Raw genomic sequence first — 23990 nt, 5'->3', positions numbered from 1 at the left:
CTCAATGCCTGAAGTGCCGCATGCCGGTGAAGACCATGGCAAGTCCCGCCTCGTCCGCGGCGGCGATCACCTCGTCGTCCCGGACCGAGCCGCCGGGCTGGATCACCGCCCGCGCGCCCGCCCCGGCCACGGCGAGAAGGCCGTCGGGGAAGGGGAAGAAGGCGTCCGAGGCCGCGACGGCGCCGGTCGTCGGCGCCTCGGGCAGGCCCAGCACCTCGGCCATGTCGGCGCCCTTCCTCGCCGCGATGCGGGTGGAATCGACCCGGCTCATCTGCCCCGCGCCGACACCGACGGTCGCGCCGCCCTTCGCGAAGACGATGGCGTTCGACTTCACGTGCTTCGCCACGGTCCAGGCGAACAGCAGGTCGGCCAGCTCTTCGTCCGAGGGCTGGCGCCGCGTCACCACCTTCAGGTCGGAGGCCGCCACGTTGCCCGCGTCGCGGTCCTGCACCAGGAAGCCGCCCGAAACCTGCGTGACGACCCGGCCCGCCGCCCGCGGATCGGCCAGACCGGAGGTCGTCAGCAGCCGCAGGTTCTTCTTCCGTGCGAAGATGCCCATCGCCGCCGCGTCGGCGCCGGGGGCGATCACCACCTCGGTGAAGATCCCCGAGATCGCCTCGGCCGTCTCGGCGTCGAGCGGGCGGTTCAGCGCGATGATGCCCCCGAAGGCCGAGGTGCGGTCGCAGTCGAAGGCCTTGCCATAGGCTTCGGCCAGGGTCGCGCCGCGGGCCACGCCGCAGGGGTTGGCGTGCTTGATGATCGCGCAGGCCGGGCCGTCCTCGGGCGCGAACTCCGACACCAGCCGGAAGGCCGCGTCGGTGTCGTTGATGTTGTTGTAGGACAGCTCCTTGCCCTGGTGCTGCACCGCCGTCGCCACGCCGGGCGCGTCCGAGCCGTCGCCGTAGAAGGCCGCGCGCTGGTGCGGGTTCTCGCCATAGCGCAGGGGCTGCACGAGCCGCCCCGCGACCGCATGCCGCCGCGGCGCCTCGATCCCGAGCGCACCGGCCATCCACCCCGACACCGCCGCGTCATAGGCCGCGGTGCGGGCATAGGCCGTCTGCGCCAGGGACTGGCGGAAGGCATAGGTGGTGGCGCCGTCGTGGGCCTCCATCTCGGCCAGCAGGGGGGCATAATCCTCGACGTCGACCACCACGTTGACGAAGCCGTGGTTCTTGGCGGCGGCACGGATCATCGCCGGGCCGCCGATGTCGATGTTCTCGACGCAGGTGGCGTAATCGGCGCCTGCCGCCACGGTGGCCTCGAAGGGATAGAGGTTGACCACCAGAAGGTCGATCGCCGCGATCCCGTGGGCGCCCATCGCCTCGACATGGGCGGCGTTGTCGCGCAGGGCCAGAAGTCCGCCGTGGACGGCGGGGTGCAGCGTCTTCACCCGCCCGTCCATCATCTCGGGGAAGCCCGTCACGTCGGCCACGTCGCGCACCTCGAGCCCCGCGTCGCGCAGCGCCCTGGCCGAGCCGCCGGTGGACAGCAGTTCGACGCCCCGCGCCGCGAGGGCCTGTCCGAGCTCGACGAGGCCGGTCTTGTCCGACACCGACAGCAGGGCGCGGCGGATGGGGTGAAGATCGGTCATGGGGGCTCCTTTCGGCGGGTCATTCCTGCAGCGACAGGTCCTCGCGCTCCAGGTCGCGGATCGTATCGGGGGTATCCTGGGCCTTTGCAAGGGTCCAGGCGATCCGCGTCGCCCGCGTCATCGCCAGCGCCGACAGCACGACCTGCTTCGTGCCCCGCGGCGCGAGCCGCCCGCGTTCGAGGTAAACCGAAGGTTCGAGGCTGAGCGTGCAGTCGCCCGAGAAGCGGAACACCCAGATCTCGCCGCTCTTCAGCGCCATCGACACGGCGTGTCCGCCCATGTCGATCTCGGCATCGACATCGGGATGCAGGTGGAAGCGCAGCTTAAACGGGATCCCCTTCAGCTGCGTCGCGTCGAGCGCGCGGTCGAACAGCCGCTCGTCCTGCGACTCGACCGTGGCCAGAACGTCCTCGCCCTGCACGCCGCGCCCGTCGTAGCTGAGATAGAGCTGGCGGACATGGGTCAGCCCGTGGGTGCGCAGATAGCCGTCGTGCCCGGCGATCAGCCCGGTGGAACGTTCGCTGACCCTCGGCTCGATCCTGACGTCCCGCGGCGCGTCGACCAGCAGCTCGGCCTCGGCCCCCATGATCGTGCCCGCGACGCCGAGCCGGGACGAGGAATAGCCCTCGATCGCCAGGGTCGAATGGCTGGGCGTCGCGCGGCCGGCCCGGCGCCACTTCTCGCCGAAGGTGCGCCCCGAGCCGCAGTTGACGATCAGCGGCCGCCGCCCCGAGGTCAGCTCGAAGGCGAGGGTGGAGGCATGCGCCTCGGCCGAGGCTTCGCGCGCGGGCGGCGCGGCGGCATCGACGATGACCGAGGTGCGCCCGTGGGACAGCCGCGCGAAGCCCATGGCCAGCCCGCCCGTGCGCGGCGTCCTGATCCCCGAGGCGGAAAGCGCCTGGTCGAGCCAGCCCTCGGCCCCCCGCCCGCCGCCGTGGAACCGGGCGAGCCCGCCGTCGGCATGGCGCAGGGCGCGCAGGGCGGGCGCGACCCGCTCGAGCGCCGCGAGATGCGCGCGGCCGGGGATCCGGTCGGTTTCGCGCAGGGCGGCGGCGGCCCAGCTGAGCAGGGTGAAGACCTCCATCAGCTCTTCGGGATTGCGGGTCGGGATGCCGCCGCCCCCGTCGATCTGGCTGTCGCATTCCCGCCCGAGCGCCTTGATCGCGGGCACGAGGTGGCGGTCCATCCCCGTCAGCGCGATCCCGGCATAGATCAGCCCCACCAGCGCCTCGAACCGGGGCAGCCCCGGCGAGGCGGCGTTCCAGCGGTGGGAGAGGAAGTTCGCCTGCTGCGCGAGCGAGCGGAAGAAGGCCTCGGACGTGACCGACTCGGCGCCGTTCAGCAGGGCAAGGGCGTGGTGGATCCAGCGGATCAGCCGCCGCCCCGTCAGGTCCGGCGTCCAGCCCGGCCCGGTGCCGCGGCCGAAGCGGGTGATCCAGGCGTGGGTCCAGGTCTTCGCGCGGAGGTTCGCCGCCCCGTCGCCCACGGCGGCCAGGTCGTCGATCCAGGTGAAGCCGTGCAACTCGCGCTCGAAGGCGAGGTCGGGCATGGGCAGGTCCCAGATCGCGGTGTCCGGCGCCTCGACCAGGTAGCCCGCGAACAGGAAGTTGCCCGCCGACAGCTGGCGGCCGCGGGCGAAGCTGCCGATGGTGCGCGGCTCGGGGTGCGAGGTGAACCCGGTCGCGGGTTTGGACAGCGTGCTCGCGCGCGCATGCAGACGGTTCATCCAGCGCAACCTGCGCGCTGCCCAGGGTTCGGATCGGGACAAGTGCCTGTGTGCCTCGCTGGTCACTGACGCGGTGCGGGGTCTGGTTGGCGCAAGGATACGCGCAAACGGGCGGGGTGTCATCGCAAAAAGGCTCCGGTGGCGCGGGTCGGGCGGGGCGCTGCCGCCCCGGTGGCGCGCCGGGAGCGCCTTCGGCAGGAAGGCGACAGGGAAGCGGTCCGCTTTCCCCGCGCCCGCCGTTCGAACCGTGGCCCTCAGGCGGGACGGCGGAAGGCGGCGATGAAGAAGCCGTCCATGCCGCCGTGCTCGCCCCAGAGATCCGGGCGCAGGCGCAACCCGCCGCCCGCGGCGTGCCAGTCGGGCGCGATGCCGGGGAGGTGGAGCGCCTCGTCGTCCAGCGTCAGGCCGGGGTGGCGGGAGAGGGCGGCGGCGGCCTGCGCCTCGCCCTCGTCGGACAGGAGCGAGCAGGTGCAGAAGACCAGGCGGCCACCGGGTTTCAGCATGGCGAGGGCGGCGTCGATCATCCGGGACTGGAGCGCCGCCAGCGCGTCGATCCCGCTGCCGTCCTTGGCGCGGGCAAGGTCGGGGTGGCGGCGAAGGGTGCCGGTGGCCGAGCAGGGCGCGTCGAGCAGCACCGCGTCGAAGGGCGTATCGGGGCGCCATGCCAGCGCGTCGGCCTCGACGATTTCGGCGGCGAGGCGGCAGCGGGCAAGGTTCTCGCGCAGGCGGGCGAGGCGGGCGGCGGAGAGGTCGAGCGCCGTCACCTCCGCCTCGCGGGCGGCCAGTTGCAGCGTCTTGCCCCCCGGCGCGGCGCAGAGGTCCAGCACCCGTTCGCCGGGTTGCGGCGCGAGGACTCGCGCCGGGATTGCCGCCACCGCGTCCTGCACCCACCAGTTGCCCTCGGCGTATCCGGGCAGGGCCGAGACCTGCCGGCCCGCCGCAAGCCGGACCGAGCCCGTGGGCAGCAGCGTGCCGCCCAGCCGTTCGGCCAGAGTGGCGCCGTCGCCGTCCTTCGGGGTCAGGTCCAGCGGCGGCACGGTGGCGAAGACCGCCTCCATCTCCGCCACCGCCGGCTTGCCGTACTCGGCCACCAGCCGCTTCCTGAGCCATTTCGCCAGCTTCGGGACCGGCAGCGCCGTCCATGCGTCGGGGCCCTGCCGCAGCACGTTGCGCAGCACGCCGTTGGCGAGGCCCGCCTGGCCTGCGGTCTTCGGGCCGGCGCGCAGCAGGCCGACGGCGGCGTTCACCGCGCCATGTTCGGCCGTACCCTCGACATGGATCTCGTAGAGCGCGAGGCGCATGGCGTTCAGCACCCTCTCGCGCGGCTTCATGCGGAGGAACGGCCCCAGTGCCCGGTCCGCCCGGTCCATCCAGCGCAGCGTGCCCGTCGCCAGCCGCTGCGCCCGCGCCCGCTCGGGCGGGGCGAGGGTGGCGGGCAGGGCGGGCAGAAGCTCGCTCAGGGGGGTCTTCGCCTCGGTCACGCCGTCGAGAAGGTCGAGGGCGGCGCGGCGGGGGGCGTCGGAGGTGGGGGCCATGGTGCTCTCCTGCCGGGGGTTGAGACCGGCCTCGGGCGGCGTATATCAGGACGGAAACGGGAACAAGGAAGCAGAGCCATGAGCGACGAGACCGCCCCGGCCGCCGATGCCGCGAAAGACGAAGCCGCGCAGGACCTGCCCCCCGCCGCCCGCCGTGCCCTGGCCGAGGCGGAGGAGCGGCGCCGCCGGCAGAAGGCGCTGGACCTGCCCCCGGAACTCGGCGGGCGCGACGGGCCCGAGCCGGTGCGTTATGGCGACTGGGAGAAGAAGGGCATCGCGATCGACTTTTGACGTCGCGGTGCCGTCCGGCGCTCGGCCGGGCCCGAAGGCAGAGTGCCCGGCGGCCTCTAGGGTTTTCAGTTTTGCGACATTTTTGGATGGTTTCGGCGGCGTGGTCGGCCCCGATCTTTCACTTTTCCCGCAACGTCGCCCTGTCCTTCACTTCAGCGTCAGGTCCGCCGACTGACCCGCCCCGCGGTCGGCGATGAAGCGCAGGGTCGAGCCCTTCACCTTCACCTGCTGGCAGTTGTCGCCGAGGTTCCGGCTGCCGTAGTAGAGCGAGCGGCAGAAATAGTCGCCCTGCCACGACCACTGTCCCGTCACGTCCGACCCGAAGGCGCGGCCCCGGATCTCGCCCGCCGGAGAAACGGCAAGCCGGATGCCGAGACGCGTCAGCGCCTTGCCGCTGATCAGGTTCACGAACTCGCTGCGGTCGGTGACATGGCGGAAGTCCTGCGCCAGTGCGGGCGCGGCGGACAGGGCAAGGGCGGCGGTCAGGGCGGCGCCGCGGAACAGGGTAAGGGTCATCTCGCAACCTCCTCGATCTCTGTGGTGGGAGATACGAAGCATGCCGCGAAACGGTTTCATTTTCCCTTCGGCAGACCCAGCACGTCGAGCATGTCATAGGCGCCCGGCGGCTGCGAAAGACCCCAGAGCGCGGCGGTCAGCGCGCCCCGCGCGAACAGGCTGCGGTCGGTGGCGCGGTGGGAGAGGCGGATCTGCTCGCCTTCGGTGGCGAAGAGCACGTCGTGCTCGCCCACGATGTCGCCGCCACGGATCGCGCTGAAGCCGATGGCGCCCGCGCCCCGCGCCCCGGTGATCCCGTCGCGCCCGCGTTCGGCCATCTCGTCCAGCGCCACGCCGCGCCCCTCGGCCGCCGCCTGGCCCAGCATCAGCGCGGTGCCCGAGGGCGCGTCGACCTTGTGGCGGTGGTGCGCCTCGATCACCTCGATGTCCCAGGCGCCATCCAGCGCCGCCGCGACCTGCCGCACCAGCGTCACCAGCAGGTTGACGCCGAGGCTCATGTTGCCGGCGCGGACCACGACCGTGCGCGCGCCCGCGGCGTCGACCGCCGCGATCTGCTCTGGGCTCATCCCCGTGGTGCCGACGACATGGACGATCCCCGCCGCCGCCGCCGCTTCCGCGAAACCCACGGTGGCCGCGGGGGAGGTGAAGTCGATCACCGCCTGCGCCCCTGCGAAGGCCGCCGCAGGGTCGCTGCCGACGATAACGCCGTTCTCCGCACCCCCGAGGCAGGCGCCGAGGTCGCGCCCCTCCCAGTCGTTGCCCGGCCGCTCCAGCGCACCGGCGAGCCGCATCCGGTCGTCCGCCGCGATCATCCGCGCCAGCTGCTGTCCCATGCGTCCCGAGACGCCCGTGACCACGATCCCCGGCAGATCCGCCATGCCCGCTCTCCCTTGCCAAACCGCGGCAAGCCTTAGCCGCTTCGCCCTTTCCGGGAAAGCCTTGTTGCACGGGAGGGCGGAGAGGCATAGATCGTGCTCCATGGCCAAGAACCGCTTCTCCAGCACCGCCGGACCTTCGCAACGCCAGCTGCGCGTGGGCGAGGTGATCCGCCGCGCCCTGTCGGACATCCTGAACCGCGGCGACATCCACGACCCGGACCTGAACCGCCTGTCGGTGACGGTGGGCGAGGTCAGGACGTCGCCGGACCTGAAGATCGCCACGGTCTACGTCATGCCGCTGGGCGGGCAGCACCGGGACGAGGCGATCGCCGGGCTGAAGCGCAACAAGGGCGAACTTCGGCGGCTCCTGAGCAAGGAGGTCGTGCTGAAGAACGCGCCCGACCTGCGCTTCCAGATCGACGAGACCTTCGACCGGATGGACCACACCCGCGAGCTGTTCGCCCGCGACGAGGTGCGCCGCGACCTCGACGACGAGGACGAGGACGACGGCGCCGGGGAGGAGCGCTGAGATGCGCCGCCTGCTGGCCGTCCTGCTGGCGCTGATCCTGCCCGGTGCGGCAGCGGCGACGCCCGTCTGCACCTCGACCACCTTCGACGGTGCGCCCTTCACCGCCTGCCGGATCCGCCTGTCGGAGGATTCGCTGCGCCTGTGGCTCAGGGACGAGAAGGGGCAGCCGCTGGGCACCTTCCGCAACATCGACCGGGGTCTTGCCCGGGACGGCCGCCGCCTGGGGGTCGCGATGAACGCGGGGATGTATCACCAGGACCGTGCGCCTGTGGGCCTCTACATCGAGGACGGCAAGCAGATCCGGCCGATCGTTACCGCCGAGGGTCCGGGCAACTTCGGCCTGCTGCCGAACGGGGTCTTCTGCATCGAAGGGCAGAAGGCCGCGGTGATCGAATCCCGCAGCTTCGCCGCCAGCCCCCGCCGCTGCGCCTATGCCACGCAGTCGGGGCCGATGCTGGTGATCGACGGCAAGCTGCATCCGCGGTTCCTGGAGGACGGCACCTCGCGCTATATCCGCAACGGCGTCGGCGTCTCGGCGGACGGGACCGAGGTGGTGATGGCGATCTCGGACGCGCCGGTGAACTTCCACCACTTCGCCCGCTTCTTCCGCGACGCGATGAAGACGCCGAACGCGCTGTACCTCGACGGCAACATCTCGCGCCTCTACGCGCCCGACATCGGGCGCACCGACGGCGGCTTTCCCATGGGGCCGGTGCTCGGCACCGTGGCGCCCTCGCGCTAGGGCCGGATTGACGCCGCGGGCGGGGAAGGCTAACCCCCGGCGCTCGACGGACGGCAGAAGGACAGGACGCGGCATGGGACGCAGGAAGAAGGGCAGGGACATTTCCGGCTGGGTTGTGGTGGACAAGCCTTCGGGCATCGGCTCGACCACGGTGGTCAACATCGTCCGCCGCGCCTTCGACGCGAAGAAGGCAGGGCACGCGGGAACGCTCGACCCGGCGGCGACCGGCGTTCTGGCCATCGCGCTCGGCGAGGCGACGAAGACCGTGCCCTACATCACCGACGCGCTGAAGGCCTACCGCTTCACGGTCCGCTTCGGCGCCGCCACCAACACCGACGACGCCGAGGGCGAGGTCATCGCCACCTCGGAACGCCGTCCGACGGAGGGAGAGGTGGTGAACGCGCTGGCGGGCTTCACCGGCGACATCATGCAGGTGCCGCCGCAGTTCTCGGCGGTGAAGATCGACGGCGAACGGGCCTATGCCCGCGCCCGCGACGGCGAGACGATGGAGATCGCGGCGCGTCCGCTCTACGTCGAGTCGCTCGAGCTGCTGTCGATGCCCGACCTCGAACATGCCGAGCTCGAGATGGTCTGCGGCAAGGGGGGATATGTCCGCTCCGTCGCCCGCGACCTCGGCGAGGCGCTGGGCTGTCTCGGCCATGTCGTGTCGCTGCGCCGCATCTGGTCGGGGCCCTTCGACGCCGAGGACGGCGTGACGCTGGACCAGATCGAGCATCTGGCGGGCACCCCGGAGATCGACCAGTACCTGCATCCGCTGGAGGAGGGGCTGGCCGACCTGCCCGAGGTGCGCTGCACCGCCGAGGGGGCCGCGAAGCTGCGGAACGGCAATCCCGGCATGGTGCTGACGTCGGACGCCGAATACGGCGACGAGGCCTGGGCCAGCTTCGAGGGCCGCGCCGTCGCCGTCGGCACCTACCGTGCGGGCGAGCTGCACCCGAGCCGCGTGTTCCAGCAATGAGCGCGGAGGGCGCGCAGGTCGAACGCCGCCACCTGAAGGGCGACGCGGAAAGCCATGCCGTCTATTCGCCCTGCGAACGCTACCGCTACACGCTGACGCGGGTGTGGGATCCGTCCGGGCCGCGGCTGCTCTGCGTCATGCTGAACCCCTCGACCGCAACCGAGGTGCAGAACGACCCCACCGTCGAGCGCTGCGAGCGGCGGGCGCGGGTGCTGGGCTACGGCGCGTTCCGGGTCTGCAACATCTTCGCCTGGCGCGACACCGACCCGAAGGCGATGCGCGCCGCCGCCGATCCCGTGGGCCCCGGCAACGACGCCGCCCTGATCGAGTCCGCGGACTGGGCCGACGCGATCCTCTGCGCCTGGGGCACCCACGGCGCGCACCTGTCCCGCGGCCCCGCCGTCGAGGCGCTGCTGCGCGCCACCGGCAAGCCGCTGACCCACCTCGGGCTGTCGAAGGCGGGGCATCCGAAGCACCCCCTCTACATCGGCTACGCCGAGCAGCCCCGCCCCTGGCACGCCGCCTGACGCCCCATCGGCCGAAGAGCGCGCGCGGGGCAGGGCGACGCCCCCCCGATGGCTCGGGTCCCCCGGCACGGCAGGATTGCCACGGGCCCGCGCACCGTCCCCGGCGCATATACACGTCCCCGGACGGATGGAGTATCAACGGCGCCAGAGCCGGGACTCACCCATGACCTTCGTCGCCTTCATCAACGGATTTCTGCTGCTCGGCCTCGGGGCGCTGATGGGCGTGATCGCGCTCGCCTTTCCCGGCACGCGCAGCGACTTCATCGAAGCGGCGATCCTCACCGCCACCGTCGGCGGCTGCATCTGCCTCGCCACCATGAACCGGCGGGAAGAGCTGAACCGCCTGCATTCCTTCCTTCTGACCGGCAGCACCTGGATCACCGCGGCAACCGCCGGGGCCTTTCCGCTCTGGCTCGGCGGGCTCAGCCCCACCGACGCCTTCTTCGAGGCGATGTCGGGCATCACCACCACCGGCTCGACCGTGATGACCGGGCTCGACGATACCGAGCACGGGCTGCTGATGTGGCGGGCGCTGCTGCAATGGGTCGGCGGCGTCGGCTTCATCGTCGCGGGCATCGCGCTGCTGCCGATCATGCGGATCGGCGGGATGCAGCTGTTCCAGACCGAAAGCTCCGAAAAGGGCGAGAAGGAGCTGGCCAGCGCCGCCCGCTTCGCCGCCGCGACGATCTGGGTCTACGTCGGGCTCACGCTGCTCTGCACGCTGGTCTACATCTCCGGCGGCATGACCGAGTTCCAGGCCATCGCCCATGCCTTCACCACGCTGTCGACGGGCGGCTACTCCACCTCGGACCAGTCCTTCGGGCTGTTCACCAGCGCCTACCTGCAATGGATGGGCACGCTGTTCATGCTGGCGGGGGCGCTGCCATTCGCCTGGTACATCCGGGTGCTGAACCGCGGCACCCTGAGGAGCGAACAGGTCGAGGCGCTGGTGGTCTCCCTCGTCGTCGTGATTCTCTGCCTCACCGCCTGGCGGGTGGTCACCGGGGACACGCCGGTGCTGGAAACGCTGCGCCTCGTCGCCTTCAACGTCGTCTCGGTCGTCACCACCACCGGCTTCGCCACCACCGACTACACCACCTGGGGCGGCTTCGCGGCGGTCGCCTTCCTGATCCTGACCGCCCTCGGCGGCTGCACCGGCTCGACCGCCGGGGGGGCGAAGATGATGCGGCTGATCGTCTTCACCCGCGCCACCAACGCGCAGATGAAGCTGATCCACCAGCCCCACGGCCTGTTCCCCGTCCGCTACGAGGGGCGCACGATCGAGTCCGACGTGCTCTCGGGCGTGACCACCTTCTTCGTCTGCTACGCGGCCACCGTGCTCGGCCTCGCGATCCTGCTCGGCCTCTTCGGACTCGACACGACGACCTCGGTCAGCGGCGCCCTGACCGCCGTCGCCAACGTCGGCCCCGGCATCGGCGGCCTCATCGGGCCGGCCGGCAACTTCACGACGCTGCCCGACGGGGCGAAGTGGCTGCTCTCCTTCGGGATGTACGCCGGACGGCTCGAGATGCTGACGGTCTACGTCCTGCTCCTGCCCGCGTTCTGGCGCGAGACGACGGCCTGACCCGGCATCCTCCACGGGGCCGGAGCTTCAGGCCAGCGGCAGCGCGGTGGTGTCCTTCAGATCCTCCATGACGAAGCTGGCCGAGATGTCCGACAGCGGCACCCGAGCGATCAGCGCCTTGTAGAACCGGTCATAGGCCGGCACGTCGGCGACGCGGACCCGCAGCAGGTAATCGAGATCCCCCGACATCCGGTGCGCCCCCACGATCTGCGGCATCGCCCGCACGGCGGCATCGAACCGCGCCATCCAGGCCGCATCGTGGGACGAGGTGCGGATCAGCACGATCACCGACAGCGGACAGCCCACCCGGTCGGCATCCAGCAGCGCCACCCGCCCGCGGATCACTCCCGACTCCTCCAGCAGCCGCAGCCGCCGCCAGCAGGCGTTGCGCGACAGTCCCACCCGCTCCGAGAGCGCGTCCATCGACAGCGTCGCATCCGCCTGGACCTCCGCCAGGATCCGCCGGTCCACGGCATCGAGCTGCCCCATCCGTCCCTCCCCTTGCCGATTGTCGCGCCGCCGACCGTCCGACAACCCCTGCCTTCTTCTTTGCCCAAATACTCCCGCCGGAGGCGTCCGCACCAGCCAGCCCTGCGCCACGCATCGGGATGATATCCCATCCAGGACCAGAGAGACAGTCCTGCATCCCCACGCGCCCGCAATCTTTCCGAACCTTTGGGACCGTCCGCGCCACCGTTCCGCCTATCCTTCCGAAAACCCCGAGCACACCAGGAAGACGCAGCATGTCCCAGACCCTCGACCGCCTGTTCCTCGCCCATCCCCGCCACGTCGACGAGACCTATCTCGAGCACATGCGCTTCGCCGCCGCCTTCGCGGGCAGCCTCGCCTTCGCCGCGGGGGCCGCGCTGGTCCATGCCGTGATCCCGGCGCTCTGCGAGACGACGGCCAGCCGCACCATCCGCCGCCTGCACGCGCGGATCGAGAACCGCACCGCCCGCTAGCGCCTCCGCGACGACCGCCCCATGTGCCTCATCGCCGCCTATGCCGGCCCCGCCATCCCGCTCGAGAACATCATCGTGCGGCCCACGCACTCGCTTCTGACCCAGAGCCAGCACGCGACCGAGGCGAAGCTCGCGGTGAACGGCGACGGCTTCGGCATCGCCTGGTACGCCGAGGGGATCGAGACGCCGGGCCTCTACCGCGACGTGCTGCCGGCCTGGGCCGACGGCAACCTCGTCTCGCTCTGCCGGATGGTGCGCGCGCCGCTGTTCCTGTCGCACATCCGCGCCTCGACCATGGGCGAGACCTCGCGGGCCAACTGCCATCCCTTCGCCCATGGCCGCTGGTCCTTCTGCCACAACGGCCAGGTGCCACACATCGCCCGCATCCGCCGCCGGATCGAGGCGGCGCTGCCCGATTCGCTCTACCACGCCCGCCGCGGCACCACGGACAGCGAGCTCGTGTTCCTGATGCTGCTCGCCAACGGGCTCGACACCGATCCGGGCCGCGCCATCGCCGCGACCCTGTCCGCCCTCGGACCCGAGGCGCCGGACGGCCCGGTGCGGCTGACCTGCGTGCTGAGCGACGGGCACCGCCTGCTCGCCTTCCGCCATGCGAGCGACGGGCAGTGTCCCACGCTCTACCTCTCCGGCCGTCTCGACAACGGCGGCCGCGCGATCGCTTCGGAGCCGCTGGAGGACGACCGCCACCGCTGGCATCGCGTCCCCGAAGGCGTGCTGCTCGACCTTGCCGACGGCCAGGCCACCGAACGCCCGTTCGCCGCCCTCGCCGCCGCCTGACCGCAGCCCCGCCGGGCCCTGCCTGTCGCAGAGGCTCCGGCTGTCGTCCGCGCGAGGTCGGAAAGCCTTTCCGAAGCCATCGGCCGGACTCCCGTAGGATGGGTGATATCACCCATCCTACCTCTGCCGCGCCCAGACCCAGGCGCCGTCCGCGCGCAGGTCCCGCGTCACCCGCCCCGCATGCCAGAGGTGCAGGCAATGGGCCATCGCCTCGACCAGGGCGAGGCCGTACTCGGCGCTGCCGATCTGCCGCCTGAACAGCACGCCGAAGCAGTCCGCGGCGGTCGCGGGCACGGCGAGGAACGCCTCCAGCCGCGCCAGCGCGCCGTGGTGGTTGCCGATCAGCTGCCGCATCCGCAGCGGCAGGCCGGTGAAAGGCAGCTTGTGGCCCGGCAGCACCAGCCGTTCCTCCGTCGCGAAGGAGGACAGCCTTTCGCAGGCCTCCAGCCAATCGGCCACCGGGTCGGCCAGGGGTTCGGTCGCGTAGACCCCGAGGTTGGGCGAGATCGTCGCGAGGAGCTGGTCGCCGCCCAGCACCAGATCGCCTTCCCGCGCCCAGAGCGTCGCATGTTCCGGCGCGTGGCCGTTGCCGATCCGGACGTCCCAGTCCCGGCCGCCGAGCCGCAGCACCGAGCCTTCGAGGATCCGCGTGAAGCCGAGGGGCAGGGGCGCCACCACATCGGCGAAGTTGAACGGCCGCTCGGCCATCCGCTGCGCCAGCACCGCCGGGTCCATTCCGGCGCTTTTCCAGAAGGCCCGGGTCTCGGGGGGCGGCAGGGGCTGCTCGTCCAGCACCAGCATCCGCGCCATCAGCCAGGCCGTGCGCGTCGCGATCAGCTCCGCCCCCTGCGCCTGGAACCAGCCGGCAAGGCCGATGTGATCGGGGTGGTGATGGGTGACCAGCACCCGGGACACCGGCTTGCCCGCCAGCGGCCCGGCCAGGAGCGTCTCCCAGATCGCCCGGGTCTTCCGCGTACCGAATCCGGTGTCGACGACGCACCAGCCGTCGCCGTCGTCCAGCACGTAGACGTTGACGTGGTCGAGCTTCATCGGCAGGGGCAGGCGGGCCCAGAGCACGCCCTCGGCCACCTCGACCGTCTCGCCCGCCGCGGGCGGCTCGGCCCAGGGAAACCCGAGCGCGCCGCCCCCGTCCATCACGCCGCCAGGTCCTCGGGCGAGAGCGCATAGAGACCCTCGGCCCCCTCGCGCACCTGCGCGAGCAGCCCGAGGTGTTCGGGCAGCAGGCGGCGGATGTAGTAGGCGGCCAGGGCCTGCCGCTTTTCATCCCCGGCCAGCGCCGCCTTCAGGTGGTAGTGCGCGCCCAGCACCCGCGCGAAGGCCTTGAGGTAGGGCACGGCGCCGGCGAAGCGGTCCTGCATCTCCTGCGCGACTAGCCACTCGGTCGTCTCGCGCAGGGTCTCGGCCGCGTTCCATACCGCCTTGGCCAGCGCCTTGTGCGCGCCCTTCGCCGCCTCGGCGCCCTGCACCACCTCGTCGATCAGGGCGAAGGCGGCCTCGCCCCCGTCCATCATCTTGCGCGCGACGAGGTCCATGGACTGGATGCCGTTCGTCCCCTCGTAGATCGCCGTCACCCGCACGTCGCGGGAATACTGCGCCGCGCCCGTCTCCTCGATGAAGCCCATGCCGCCGTGCACCTGCACCCCGAGGCCGGCCACCTCGATGCCGGTATCGGTGCCGAAGGCCTTGGCGATCGGGGTCAGCAGCGCGGCGCGCGCCTTCCAGTCGGCCTCGCCCGTGGCCTTTGCCATGTCGATGGCGACCGCGCAGGCGAGCGCGATGCAGCGTGCCGCCTGCGTCTCGGCCTTCATCGTGGTCAGCATCCGCCGCACGTCGGCATGTTCGACGATCGAACCGCTGCCCGCGGCCTTGCCCTGCTTGCGGTCCAGCGCATAGGCCAGCGCATGCTGGTAGGCGCCTTCTGCCACGCCGATCCCCTGCACCCCGACGCCGAGCCGGGCGTTGTTCATCATCGTGAACATCGCCGCCATCCCGCCATGCTCGGGTCCGATCATCCAGCCGGTCGCGCCGTCGTACTGCATCACCGCCGTGGGCGAGCCGTGAAGGCCCATCTTGTGCTCCAGCGAGACCACCTTCAGGTCGTTGCGCCGGCCCGGGTTGCCCTGGTCGTCGGGGAGGAACTTCGGCACGAGGAACAGCGAGATCCCCTTGGTGCCCGGCACCCCGTCGGGCAGCCGCGCCAGCACCAGGTGGCAGACGTTGCCGGTGAAGTCGTTGTCGCCCCAGGAGATGTAGATCTTCTGCCCGGTGACGCTGTAGGTGCCGTCGCCGTTCGGCTCGGCCTTGGTCCTGAGCGCGCCGACGTCCGATCCCGCCTGCGGCTCGGTCAGGTTCATCGTGCCGCACCATTCGCCCGAGATCAGCTTCGGCAGGTAGAGCGCGCGGATCTCCTCGCTGGCGTGGTGCTCCAGCGCCTCGATCTGGCCCTGGGTCATCAGCGGGTTCAGCTGGAGCGCGAGGCAGGCCGAGGACATCATCTCGTTCACCGCGGTGGTGATCGTCATCGGCAGGCCCATGCCGCCGTATTCGGCGGGGGCGGCCATGCCGATCCAGCCGCCCTCGGCGATCGCGCGGTAGCCCTCGGCGAACCCGTCCGGCGTGCGCACCACGCCGTTCTCCAGCCGCGACCCCTGGGTGTCGCCGCGCCGCTGGAGCGGCGACAGGATGTCCTCGCACATCTTGCCCGCCTCCGACAGGATCGCCTCGGTCACGTCCGGCGTCGCCTCGGCGAAGAGGTTGGTGGCCGTGACCTGCTCCAGCCCGACGACGTGATCGAACAGGAACGAGAATTCCCGGGTGGGCGCACGATAGGGCATGGTCTCCTCCTTGGAACCGGCTTGGCTTTCGGTCTGCCGGACCATATAGCCTGTGACATCCCGAAGTCTGGTCCCCGGCGTGCGGATCGGCAACCCCAACGCAGCGTCATAACCGCCATGCCGCACCCCGACACCCGAACCCTCGCGGCCGACGATGCGGGGCTGGCCGAGGCGGCAGGGCTGCTGGCCGCGGGGCGGCTCGTCGCCTTCCCGACCGAGACCGTCTATGGCCTCGGCGCCGATGCCCGGTCGGACGAAGCCACCGCCGCGATCTTCGCGGCGAAGAACCGGCCGCAGACCAACCCCCTGATCGTGCATGTCGAAAGCCTGGACCGGGCGCGCGGGCTGGCGGAGTTCCCCGCGGACGCCCTGCGCCTGGCCGAGGCGTTCTGGCCCGGCCCGCTGACGCTGGTGCTGCCGCTGAAGCCCGGACACGGGCTTGCGCCCCGCGTGACGGCGGGGCTCGGGACCGTCGGCCTGCGCGTGCCCGGCACGGACCTCGCGCGCCGCCTGATCGCCGCGGCCGGAACGCCCGTCGCCGCGCCCTCGGCCAACCCCTCGGGCCGGGTCAGCCCGACCAGCGCCGCCCATGTCCTGCAGGGCCTTTCGGGCCGCATCGCGGCCGTGCTCGACGGCGGGCCCTGCGCCGTGGGGCTGGAATCCACCATCGTCGGTTTCGATCCCGAACCGACGCTGCTGCGCCCCGGGGGCCTGCCGTCCGAGGCCATCGAGGCCTGTCTCGGCCGTGCCCTCGCCCTGCGCACCGAAGGCGCGCCCCTGACCGCGCCGGGCCAGATGGAATCCCACTATGCCCCCGCCGCGCATCTGCGCCTGAACGTGATCGCCCCCGATCCGGGCGAGACGCTGATCGGGTTCGGCCCCGTCGCGGCGCCGCTGAACCTGTCGCCTTCGGGCGACCTGCACGAGGCGGCGGCGACGCTGTTCCATACCCTGCGCCTTCTGGACGAGCGGGGCGCGACCCGCGCCGCCGTCTCGCCGATCCCGGAGGTGGGTCTCGGCCGCGCGATCAACGACCGCCTGCGCCGCGCCGCCGCGCCGCGTCCGCAGGATCCGGCCTGATCCGCCCCTTCCGTCCCGTCTTGCGGGACTCGCGGCAAGCCTGTATCTCCACGCCATGACACCCGTCTTCGATCTCGACGACCGCGCCCGCCTGCCGTGGCGCTTCTTCGGCGCCACGCTGAGCGTGCTCGCCCGGCCATGCCGCGCCGCCTGAGACGTTTCCGCGCCGCCGCCGCCCGCGTGCCGCGCGACCCCCACCCATGACCGAACTTCCAATGGAGAGGACCGATGTCCCCCAAGACGCTCTATGACAAGATCTGGGATGCCCACCTGGTCGACGAGGCCGAGGACGGCACCTGCCTGCTCTACATCGACCGCCACCTGGTCCACGAAGTGACCAGCCCCCAGGCCTTCGAGGGCCTGCGGATGAACAACCGCACCGTCCGCGCGCCGGACAAGACCATCGCGGTGCCCGATCACAACGTGCCCACCACGCTCGACCGCGCCGACGCCGCGACGATGACCGAGGACAGCCGCATCCAGGTCGAGGCGCTGGACAGGAACGCCAAGGACTTCGGGATCCACTACTATCCCGTCTCCGACGTCCGCCAGGGGATCGTGCACATCGTCGGCCCCGAGCAGGGCTGGACCCTGCCCGGCATGACCGTGGTCTGCGGCGACAGCCACACCGCCACCCACGGCGCCTTCGGAGCACTTGCCCACGGCATCGGGACCTCGGAGGTCGAGCATGTGCTGGCCACCCAGACGCTGATCCAGAAGAAGTCGAAGAACATGAAGGTCGAGATCACCGGGCAGCTCGCGCCCGGCGTCACGGCCAAGGACATCACGCTTTCCGTGATCGGCAGGACCGGGACCGCCGGCGGCACCGGCTATGTCATCGAGTATTGCGGCGAGGCGATCCGCTCGCTCTCGATGGAAGGCCGGATGACCGTCTGCAACATGGCGATCGAGGGCGGCGCGCGGGCCGGCCTGATCGCGCCGGACGAGAAGACCTTCGCCTATTGCATGGGCCGCCCCCACGCGCCGAAGGGCGCCCAGTGGGAAGCGGCGATGGCCTGGTGGAAGACCCTGTTCTCGGACGAGGACGCCCACTGGGACAAGGTCGTGACCATCCGCGGAGAGGACATCGCGCCCGTCGTCACCTGGGGCACCTCGCCCGAGGACGTGCTGCCGATCACCGCGTCCGTGCCGGCCCCGGAGGACTTCAAGGACGGCAAGGTGGACGCGGCGAAGCGGTCGCTCGAATACATGGGGCTGAAGGCGGGCACGCCGCTGGACCAGATCGAGATCGACACGGTCTTCATCGGCTCCTGCACCAACGGCCGGATCGAGGACCTGCGCGCCGCCGCGGCGATCCTGAAGGGCAGGAAGGTGAAGGACGGGATGCGCGCCATGGTCGTCCCCGGCTCGGGCCTCGTGCGTGCCCAGGCGGAAGAGGAGGGGCTGGCCGACATCTTCCGCGAGGCCGGCTTCGAATGGCGGCTCGCGGGCTGTTCCATGTGCCTCGCCATGAACCCCGACCAGTTGGCCCCGGGCGAGCGCTGCGCGGCGACGTCCAACCGCAACTTCGAAGGGCGGCAGGGCCGGGGCGGACGCACCCACCTGATGAGCCCCGCGATGGCGGCCGCTGCCGCGGTGACGGGCCGTCTGACGGACGTGCGCGAGCTGATGAGCGAAGAGGCGGTGGGCTGAAGACCCGCCCGTAACGGTCGGCCACGGGATGGATCCCGGATCCCCCGCGCGCCGTGCCCTGCTAGGACAAGAACGATGGAAAAATTCGAAAAGCTCACCGGCGTCGCGGCGCCCCTCGACATGATCAACGTCGACACCGACATGATCATCCCCAAGCAGTTCCTGAAGACGATCAAGCGCTCGGGCCTCGGCGTGAACCTGTTCGACGAGATGCGCTATCTCTCCGACGGCAGCGAGAACCCGGATTTCGTGCTGAACAAGCCCGCCTACCGCAACGCCGAGATCCTGGTGGCGGGCGACAACTTCGGCTGCGGCTCGTCGCGCGAGCACGCGCCGTGGGCGATCCTCGACTTCGGCATCCGCTGCGTGATCGCCCCCTCCTTCGCGGACATCTTCTTCAACAACTGCTTCAAGAACGGCATCCTGCCGATCCCGCTCCCGCAGGAGCAGGTCGACATCCTGATGAAGGATGCCGAGAAGGGCGAGAACGCGCGGATGACCGTGGACCTGGAGAAGCAGGAGATCACCACCTCGGACGGCGAGGTGATCCCGTTCGAGGTCGACAGCTTCCGCAAGCACTGCCTCCTGAATGGACTCGACGACATCGGCCTGACGCTCGAGAAGGGGGCCGCGATCGACAGCTTCGAGGCCGGGGCAGGCCAGAGCCGACCCTGGGTCTGATTGTTCGCCCCGCGGGGCCAAAGACCCTTCCGGGACCTGCATTTAAGGGGCATTCCGCCGGAGTGCCCCTTTTTTGCTGCAGAGTTGATGCAAAGCCGCACCACTTCATCCACGAAAAGACCCGAAACAAAGGTCAAGGTTAACAGCAGGTTGAGAAGCAATCTGGAAGTAGGCAAAACTTGGGCAACAATGAGGCAGGCGGCCACAAAGGCCCAGAACAGGTCGGACCAGGGGAGCGGCAAGGCATCGCGCCCGTCCGCGTCGAGGTAGTATGGCGGTGATTTCGCGGCTCATGGGCGCGGCATTGCGGGGCTTCTTCACCCTGCTGCTGATACTGACTCCGGCGCTTCTGCTGCCGGGCGTGTCCGCCGATTCCGCCCAGGTCGTGATGCTGATCGGGCTGTTCGCCGCCGCGCTGACCTTCGTCGAATATTCCTCCGCCTATCCCTGCCTGTTCGAGTTCCGCGACGCCCCGCCGTTCAACCGCACCCGCTTCGTCAGCCTCTTCGTCACCGTGTTCCTGCTGTCGGTCATGGCCCGCGGCGTGACCGACGATTCGACCCTCGGCACGCTCGTCACGACCGTCGGCCGCATGATCGCCGACGCGATCGACTTTCCTTACAGCCCGGTGCGCCTCTCGGTGCTGATGCTGCCCGCCGACGCCCCCGCGGCGCAGCTCGAGCTTCTGCATGCCGCCGCGGGCCTCGCCTATCTGATCTCGCTGCTGTCGCTTGCGGTGTTCTACCTCGTGGTGCAGCTGAAGCGCTGGCCGCTGCAGAACGGCAGCTTCAACGTCTGGATCAACCTGCCCACCTTCGATCCCACCACCGGCGGCGACGTCGTGTCCCGCCTGCGCCGGGATTCCCGCATTAACGTGGTGTTAGGTTTCCTTCTGCCATTCCTGATGCCGGCGGCGGTCAGTTCGGCCACCACCCTGTTCGACTCGGTCTCGCTGATGAGTCCGCAGACGATGATCTGGACGGTGGCGGCATGGGCCTTTCTTCCCGCGTCCCTGATGATGCGCGGCATGGCGATGAGCAGGCTCGCCACCATGATCGCGCAGAAGCGCAAGCAGGTCACGATGACCGACGCGGGCCTGCTGCCCGCCTGATCCTGCGGGCCCTGCTGCTGCTGTGGCTCGCTGGGGCGGCGCTGCCGCTTCGGGCCGATCCCTTCCGCATCGCCACCTTCAACACCGAACTCGCCCGCGCGGGGCCGGGCCTTCTGCTGCGCGACATCCTGTCGGGGCGCGATCCGCAGGTGCGGGCCGTCGCCGGGATCGTCGGCCGCATCGCCCCCGACATCCTCGTCCTCCAGGGCATCGACTGGGATCTCGAGGGGCGCACCCTTTCCGCGCTGGCCGATGCCTTCCGTGCGGCGGGGGCGGAGTATCCCCACCGCTTCGCCGCCCGGCCGAACAGCGGTCTGGCGACGGGGCTGGACCTGGACGGCGACGGGCGGCCCGGCGGACCGGGGGATGCCCAGGGCTACGGTCGGTTCCCGGGGCAGGGGGGCATGGCGGTGCTGTCGCGCTGGCCGATCGTGGCGGAGGAAAGCCGGGAATACACCGGCACGCTCTGGCGCGACCTGGCGGGCGCCCTTCCGCCGCGGCTTGGCGCGGTGCCGTTTCCCTCGGCCGCCGCCTTCGCCGTCCAGCGGCTGTCCTCCGTGGCGCACTGGGACGTCGCCGTGGCGCTGCCGGGTGGCCCTGTCCTGCACCTTCTGACCTGGCATGCCAGTCCGCCGGTCTTCGACGGGCCGGAGGATCGCAACGGCCGCCGCAACCACGACGAGGCGGCGTTCTGGCTGCGCCATCTCGACGGGCAGGGGCCCGACCCGCCGCCGGAGGGGCCGCTGGTCCTGATCGGCGATGCGAACCTCGACACCCTCGACGGGGACGGTCGGCCCGAGGCGCTGCGCGCGCTCCTGCGCCATGCCCGGCTTCAGGATCCCGTGCCCCGCTCCGAAGGCGGCGCCGAGGCGGCGGAGCGGCAGGGCGGTGCGAACGCGGCCCACCGGGGCGACCCCGCCGCGGACACCGCGGACTGGGACGACGACGCGGCGGGGCCGGGGAACCTGCGGGTCGACTACATCCTGCCCTCGCGCGATCTGGCGGTGCGCGGCGCGGGCGTGTTCTGGCCCCCCGCGTCCCGCGCCGATCCCGCCCTCTTCGGCGCGGACGGCAACGCCGCCTCGCGCCACCGCATGGTCTGGATGGATCTCGAACCTCTCCCCTGAGCCTCCCCCGCCCCTCGCTTGACCAGGCTTCCCCCGCGGGATACGCCGTGGCGGAAATCTGCAAGGAGCGTTTCGATGTCCAACCCCTCCCTCCTGATCCTGCCCGGCGACGGCATCGGTCCCGAAGTCATGGCCGAGGTGCGCAAGGTCATCGACTGGTTCGGCGAGAAGCGCGGCATCCGCTTCGACGTCTCCGAGGATCTGGTGGGCGGCTGCGCCTACGACGCCCACGGCACGCCCCTGACCGACGCCACCATGGCGAAGGCGCAGGAGGTGGACGCGGTGCTGCTGGGCGCCGTCGGCGGGCCGAAGTACGACAAGCTGGACTTCAGCGTGAAGCCCGAGCGCGGGCTGCTGCGGCTGAGGAAGGAGATGGACCTCTTCGCCAACCTGCGCCCCGCCCAGTGCTTCGACGCGCTGGCCGACTTCTCGTCGCTGAAGAAGGACATCGTGTCGGGCCTCGACATCATGATCATCCGCGAGCTGACCTCGGGCGTCTATTTCGGCGAGCCCCGGGGCATCATCAAGGAAGGCAACGAGCGGGTGGGCATCAACACCCAGCGCTACACCGAGTCCGAGATCGCCCGCGTCGCCCGCTCGGCGTTCGAGCTGGCGCGCAAGCGCAGCAACAAGGTCTGCTCGATGGAGAAGGCCAACGTGATGGAGTCGGGCGTGCTGTGGCGCGACGTGGTACAGGAGATCCACGATGCCGAATACCCGGACGTGGAGCTTTCGCACATGTACGCCGACGCGGGCGCGATGCAGCTGACCCGCTGGCCCAAGCAGTTCGACGTGATCGTGACCGACAACCTGTTCGGCGACCTGCTCTCGGACCTCGCCGCGATGCTGACCGGTTCGCTCGGGATGCTGCCCTCGGCCTCGCTGGGGCTGCCGATGGCGAACGGGCGGCCGAAGGCGCTGTACGAACCGGTGCACGGCTCGGCCCCCGACATCGCCGGGACGGGCAAGGCCAACCCCTGCGCCTGCATCCTCTCCTTCGCCATGGCGCTGCGCTATTCCTTCGACCTCGGGGACGAGGCGACGCGGCTGGAGAAGGCGGTCGAGAAGGTGCTGGCCGACGGGGTGCGCACGGCGGACCTGATGCAGTCGGGCGACGGCACCTCGGCCAGCACGGTCGAGATGGGCCAGGCCGTGATCGCGGCGCTCGACGCGAGCCTCTGAGGCTCAGCGCCGCACGTCGGCCATAACCTCGGGGCTGATGCCGTCCGCGGCATCGCCCTGGATCACGCTGACGTCGCCGGTGGTCTCCAGCACCACCGCGCGCACGCGGCCGAGGTCCAGCGCATTGGCCTTGCGCAGCTTCGCCATCACGTCCGAGCGGGTGATGTTGGCCTTGTCGAGGTTCCGCTCCAGCAGCACGCCGTCCTGCATCAGCAGCAGCGGCTCGTTGTCCAGCGCCGTCTCGGCGCGGTCGCTGCGGCGGCGCACCCGCGACAGGGCGCCCTGCACCAGGAAGATGCCGACGAGGGCGACCAGCGAGGCGACGAAGGCCTTGCCCTCGCTCGTCAGCGTTGTCGCCAGCAGCGAGCCGATGGCGACGGTCGAGACGAAGTCGAACCCCGACATCTTGGAAAAGCTGCGCAGCCCGTTGATCCGGGTCAGCACGATGACCAAGGCGACGGCGACGGCGGCTCTCCAGAGGGGATCAAGATAGTCCAAGGGCGTGCCTTCCTTCCCATTGCCGGACCAACCGGCAGCCCCTCGGCGGGGTTCCCCTTAACGTGATCCCGAGGCCTTGACGCCACAGTTGCGCGGGGAAAGAACGAAGGGCGGCAGGCAGGCGGGGAACAGATGGTCGGACAGGCGAAATCGAACGTGCGCGGCGCGCTGCTGGCGCTTCTGGCCTTCGGGATCTTCGCGACGCACGACGTCATGGTGAAGATCGTCGGCGCCCATTACACGCCGTTCCAGCTGATCTTCTTCACCGTGCTGTTCAGCTTCCCGCTGGCGACGGTGATGCTGATGCGCGACACGACCTCGGGCACGCTCAGGCCCGTGCACCCGTGGTGGACGGCGCTCAGGACCGGGGCGGCGGTGCTGAACGGCTTTTCCGCCTTCTACGCCTTCTCGGTGCTGCCGCTGGCGCAGACCTACGCCATCCTGTTCGCCGCGCCCATGCTGATCACCGTCCTGTCGATCCCGATCCTGGGCGAGAAGGTGGGCGCGCACCGCTGGGGGGCGATCCTGGTGGGTCTGGTCGGGGTCTTCGTCGTGCTGCGGCCCGGCACCTCGCCCCTGTCGATCGGGCACCTGTCGGCGGTGGCGGCCATGGCGGGCAGCGCCGTCGCCTCGGTCGTGGTGCGCAAGATCGGCCGGGACGAGCGCAGCGCGGTGCTGATGCTGTACCCGATGATCGCCAACTTCGCGGTGATGGCCTGCATCCTGCCCTTCGTCTACAAGCCGATGCCGTTCGAGCATCTGGGCCTCGTGGGAATCATCGCCGTGTTCAGCTTCGTCGCCGGTCTGGTGATGATCGCCGCCTATCGCAGCGGCGACGCGGCGGTTGTCGCGCCGATGCATTATTCGCAGATCATCTGGGCGGCCGGCTACGGCTTCCTGTTCTTCGACGAGACGCCGGATCTCCTGACCTGGGTCGGCGCGGGAATCATCATCGCAAGCGGCCTCTACATCCTCCTGCGCGAGCGGGCCGGTGGCTCGGTCTTCATGCCGGTGATGCAGAACCGCTCCCCGCGCGAGGTCGGTTCGGCCCCGCGGATCGCGGCGATGCTGCGCGAGAGGGCAGAACGTGCGGCTCCGGGTTATCAGGCCCTTGCCAAATCCCCGCCGAAGCCTTAGCACGCAC

Annotated in this window: 24 protein-coding genes; 15 read left to right on the top strand and 9 right to left on the bottom strand. The window is 70.7% G+C overall.

The window, feature by feature from the left end:
* Window position 1: 1 nt before the first annotated feature.
* The 3 genes from purH to A7B20_RS13825 all read right to left on the bottom strand — a co-directional run bounded on the left by purH (window position 2) and on the right by A7B20_RS13825 (window position 4852).
* Window positions 2–1591, bottom strand: a complete 1590-nt coding sequence (gene purH / locus A7B20_RS13835) for a bifunctional phosphoribosylaminoimidazolecarboxamide formyltransferase/IMP cyclohydrolase (RefSeq protein ID WP_102109177.1) — start codon at window positions 1589–1591, stop codon at window positions 2–4.
* Window positions 1592–1610: 19 nt separating this feature from the next.
* Window positions 1611–3317 (bottom strand): heparinase II/III family protein, encoded by a 1707-nt coding sequence (locus A7B20_RS13830; protein WP_102109176.1) that lies wholly within the window; start codon window positions 3315–3317, stop codon window positions 1611–1613.
* A 254-nt stretch (window positions 3318–3571) separates the two neighbouring features.
* Window positions 3572–4852 (bottom strand): RsmB/NOP family class I SAM-dependent RNA methyltransferase, encoded by a 1281-nt coding sequence (locus A7B20_RS13825; RefSeq protein WP_102109175.1) that lies wholly within the window; start codon window positions 4850–4852, stop codon window positions 3572–3574.
* Window positions 4853–4930: 78 nt separating this feature from the next.
* Here A7B20_RS13825 and A7B20_RS13820 point away from each other — a divergent pair, with 78 nt between their 5' ends.
* Window positions 4931–5143: a DUF1674 domain-containing protein gene (locus tag A7B20_RS13820; protein ID WP_102109174.1), complete on the top strand. Its 213-nt coding sequence runs from the start codon at window positions 4931–4933 to the stop codon at window positions 5141–5143.
* A gap of 147 nt (window positions 5144–5290) precedes the next feature.
* Here the strand turns inward: A7B20_RS13820 and A7B20_RS13815 are convergent, their stop codons facing one another.
* Window positions 5291–5659, bottom strand: coding sequence for a dihydrodipicolinate reductase (locus tag A7B20_RS13815; RefSeq protein ID WP_102109173.1), 369 nt, complete (start codon window positions 5657–5659; stop codon window positions 5291–5293).
* Window positions 5660–5715: 56 nt separating this feature from the next.
* On the bottom strand, window positions 5716–6537 hold the full coding sequence (gene dapB, locus A7B20_RS13810) for a 4-hydroxy-tetrahydrodipicolinate reductase (RefSeq protein ID WP_102109172.1): 822 nt from the start codon (window positions 6535–6537) through the stop codon (window positions 5716–5718).
* Window positions 6538–6637: 100 nt separating this feature from the next.
* Here dapB and rbfA point away from each other — a divergent pair, with 100 nt between their 5' ends.
* The 5 genes from rbfA to A7B20_RS13785 all read left to right on the top strand — a co-directional run bounded on the left by rbfA (window position 6638) and on the right by A7B20_RS13785 (window position 10899).
* The gene (gene rbfA, locus A7B20_RS13805; protein WP_102109171.1) at window positions 6638–7066 is read left to right on the top strand and encodes a 30S ribosome-binding factor RbfA; all 429 of its coding nucleotides are present in this window, start codon (window positions 6638–6640) and stop codon (window positions 7064–7066) included.
* A gap of 1 nt (window position 7067) precedes the next feature.
* Entirely contained in the window at window positions 7068–7808 is a 741-nt protein-coding gene (locus A7B20_RS13800; protein ID WP_102109170.1) for a phosphodiester glycosidase family protein, read from the top strand.
* Window positions 7809–7881: 73 nt separating this feature from the next.
* Window positions 7882–8787, top strand: a complete 906-nt coding sequence (gene truB / locus A7B20_RS13795) for a tRNA pseudouridine(55) synthase TruB (protein ID WP_102109169.1) — start codon at window positions 7882–7884, stop codon at window positions 8785–8787.
* Window positions 8784–9314, top strand: coding sequence for a DUF1643 domain-containing protein (locus A7B20_RS13790; RefSeq protein WP_102109168.1), 531 nt, complete (start codon window positions 8784–8786; stop codon window positions 9312–9314). Before truB ends, A7B20_RS13790 begins: the two co-directional genes overlap by 4 nt.
* Window positions 9315–9477: 163 nt before the next feature.
* A complete protein-coding gene (locus tag A7B20_RS13785) occupies window positions 9478–10899 on the top strand; it encodes a TrkH family potassium uptake protein (RefSeq protein WP_102109167.1) in 1422 nt (473 codons plus the stop codon).
* Window positions 10900–10926: 27 nt separating this feature from the next.
* Here A7B20_RS13785 and A7B20_RS13780 read toward each other — a convergent pair whose 3' ends face one another.
* Complete coding sequence (locus tag A7B20_RS13780) at window positions 10927–11388, bottom strand: Lrp/AsnC family transcriptional regulator (RefSeq protein WP_102109166.1); 462 nt, start codon at window positions 11386–11388, stop codon at window positions 10927–10929.
* Window positions 11389–11642: 254 nt separating this feature from the next.
* Here A7B20_RS13780 and A7B20_RS13775 point away from each other — a divergent pair, with 254 nt between their 5' ends.
* Together A7B20_RS13775 and A7B20_RS13770 are read left to right on the top strand one after the other, a co-directional pair.
* On the top strand, window positions 11643–11861 hold the full coding sequence (locus A7B20_RS13775) for a DUF6356 family protein (protein ID WP_102109165.1): 219 nt from the start codon (window positions 11643–11645) through the stop codon (window positions 11859–11861).
* Window positions 11862–11882: 21 nt separating this feature from the next.
* A complete protein-coding gene (locus A7B20_RS13770) occupies window positions 11883–12659 on the top strand; it encodes a class II glutamine amidotransferase (protein ID WP_102109164.1) in 777 nt (258 codons plus the stop codon).
* A gap of 117 nt (window positions 12660–12776) precedes the next feature.
* On the opposite strand, the gene A7B20_RS13765 is transcribed toward A7B20_RS13770, so the two are convergent.
* Entirely contained in the window at window positions 12777–13814 is a 1038-nt protein-coding gene (locus A7B20_RS13765; protein ID WP_102109163.1) for an MBL fold metallo-hydrolase, read from the bottom strand.
* On the bottom strand, window positions 13814–15514 hold the full coding sequence (locus A7B20_RS13760; protein ID WP_102109197.1) for an acyl-CoA dehydrogenase: 1701 nt from the start codon (window positions 15512–15514) through the stop codon (window positions 13814–13816). Before A7B20_RS13760 ends, A7B20_RS13765 begins: the two co-directional genes overlap by 1 nt.
* Before the next feature lie 117 nt (window positions 15515–15631).
* Here A7B20_RS13760 and A7B20_RS13755 point away from each other — a divergent pair, with 117 nt between their 5' ends.
* From A7B20_RS13755 to leuB, 6 genes are all read left to right on the top strand, one after another.
* On the top strand, window positions 15632–16594 hold the full coding sequence (locus A7B20_RS13755; protein WP_102109162.1) for an L-threonylcarbamoyladenylate synthase: 963 nt from the start codon (window positions 15632–15634) through the stop codon (window positions 16592–16594).
* A 228-nt stretch (window positions 16595–16822) separates the two neighbouring features.
* Window positions 16823–18247 carry a 3-isopropylmalate dehydratase large subunit gene (gene leuC / locus A7B20_RS13750; RefSeq protein WP_102109161.1) on the top strand — a complete coding sequence of 475 codons (1425 nt, stop codon included), beginning with the start codon at window positions 16823–16825 and terminating at the stop codon, window positions 18245–18247.
* Between the two features lie 75 nt (window positions 18248–18322).
* Window positions 18323–18928, top strand: a complete 606-nt coding sequence (gene leuD, locus A7B20_RS13745) for a 3-isopropylmalate dehydratase small subunit (RefSeq protein ID WP_102109160.1) — start codon at window positions 18323–18325, stop codon at window positions 18926–18928.
* A gap of 271 nt (window positions 18929–19199) precedes the next feature.
* On the top strand, window positions 19200–20039 hold the full coding sequence (locus tag A7B20_RS21610) for a hypothetical protein (protein ID WP_342747262.1): 840 nt from the start codon (window positions 19200–19202) through the stop codon (window positions 20037–20039).
* The gene (locus tag A7B20_RS13735; RefSeq protein ID WP_342747263.1) at window positions 20036–21166 is read left to right on the top strand and encodes an endonuclease/exonuclease/phosphatase family protein; all 1131 of its coding nucleotides are present in this window, start codon (window positions 20036–20038) and stop codon (window positions 21164–21166) included. The genes A7B20_RS21610 and A7B20_RS13735 overlap by 4 nt, the downstream gene beginning before the upstream one ends.
* Before the next feature lie 75 nt (window positions 21167–21241).
* Window positions 21242–22348, top strand: coding sequence for a 3-isopropylmalate dehydrogenase (gene leuB, locus A7B20_RS13730; protein WP_102109158.1), 1107 nt, complete (start codon window positions 21242–21244; stop codon window positions 22346–22348).
* A 3-nt stretch (window positions 22349–22351) separates the two neighbouring features.
* Here leuB and A7B20_RS13725 read toward each other — a convergent pair whose 3' ends face one another.
* Window positions 22352–22846, bottom strand: coding sequence for a DUF421 domain-containing protein (locus tag A7B20_RS13725; protein ID WP_245866923.1), 495 nt, complete (start codon window positions 22844–22846; stop codon window positions 22352–22354).
* Between the two features lie 132 nt (window positions 22847–22978).
* Here A7B20_RS13725 and A7B20_RS13720 point away from each other — a divergent pair, with 132 nt between their 5' ends.
* On the top strand, window positions 22979–23983 hold the full coding sequence (locus A7B20_RS13720; RefSeq protein WP_102109157.1) for a DMT family transporter: 1005 nt from the start codon (window positions 22979–22981) through the stop codon (window positions 23981–23983).
* The last annotated feature ends 7 nt before the right edge of the window (window positions 23984–23990 follow it).

This window comes from Oceaniglobus roseus, assembly GCF_002869745.1.
Classification (GTDB): Bacteria; Pseudomonadota; Alphaproteobacteria; order Rhodobacterales; family Rhodobacteraceae; genus Oceaniglobus; species Oceaniglobus roseus.
The sequence above is the reverse complement of the archived record's forward strand: the minus strand, read 5'-3'. Positions and strand labels throughout refer to the sequence as shown.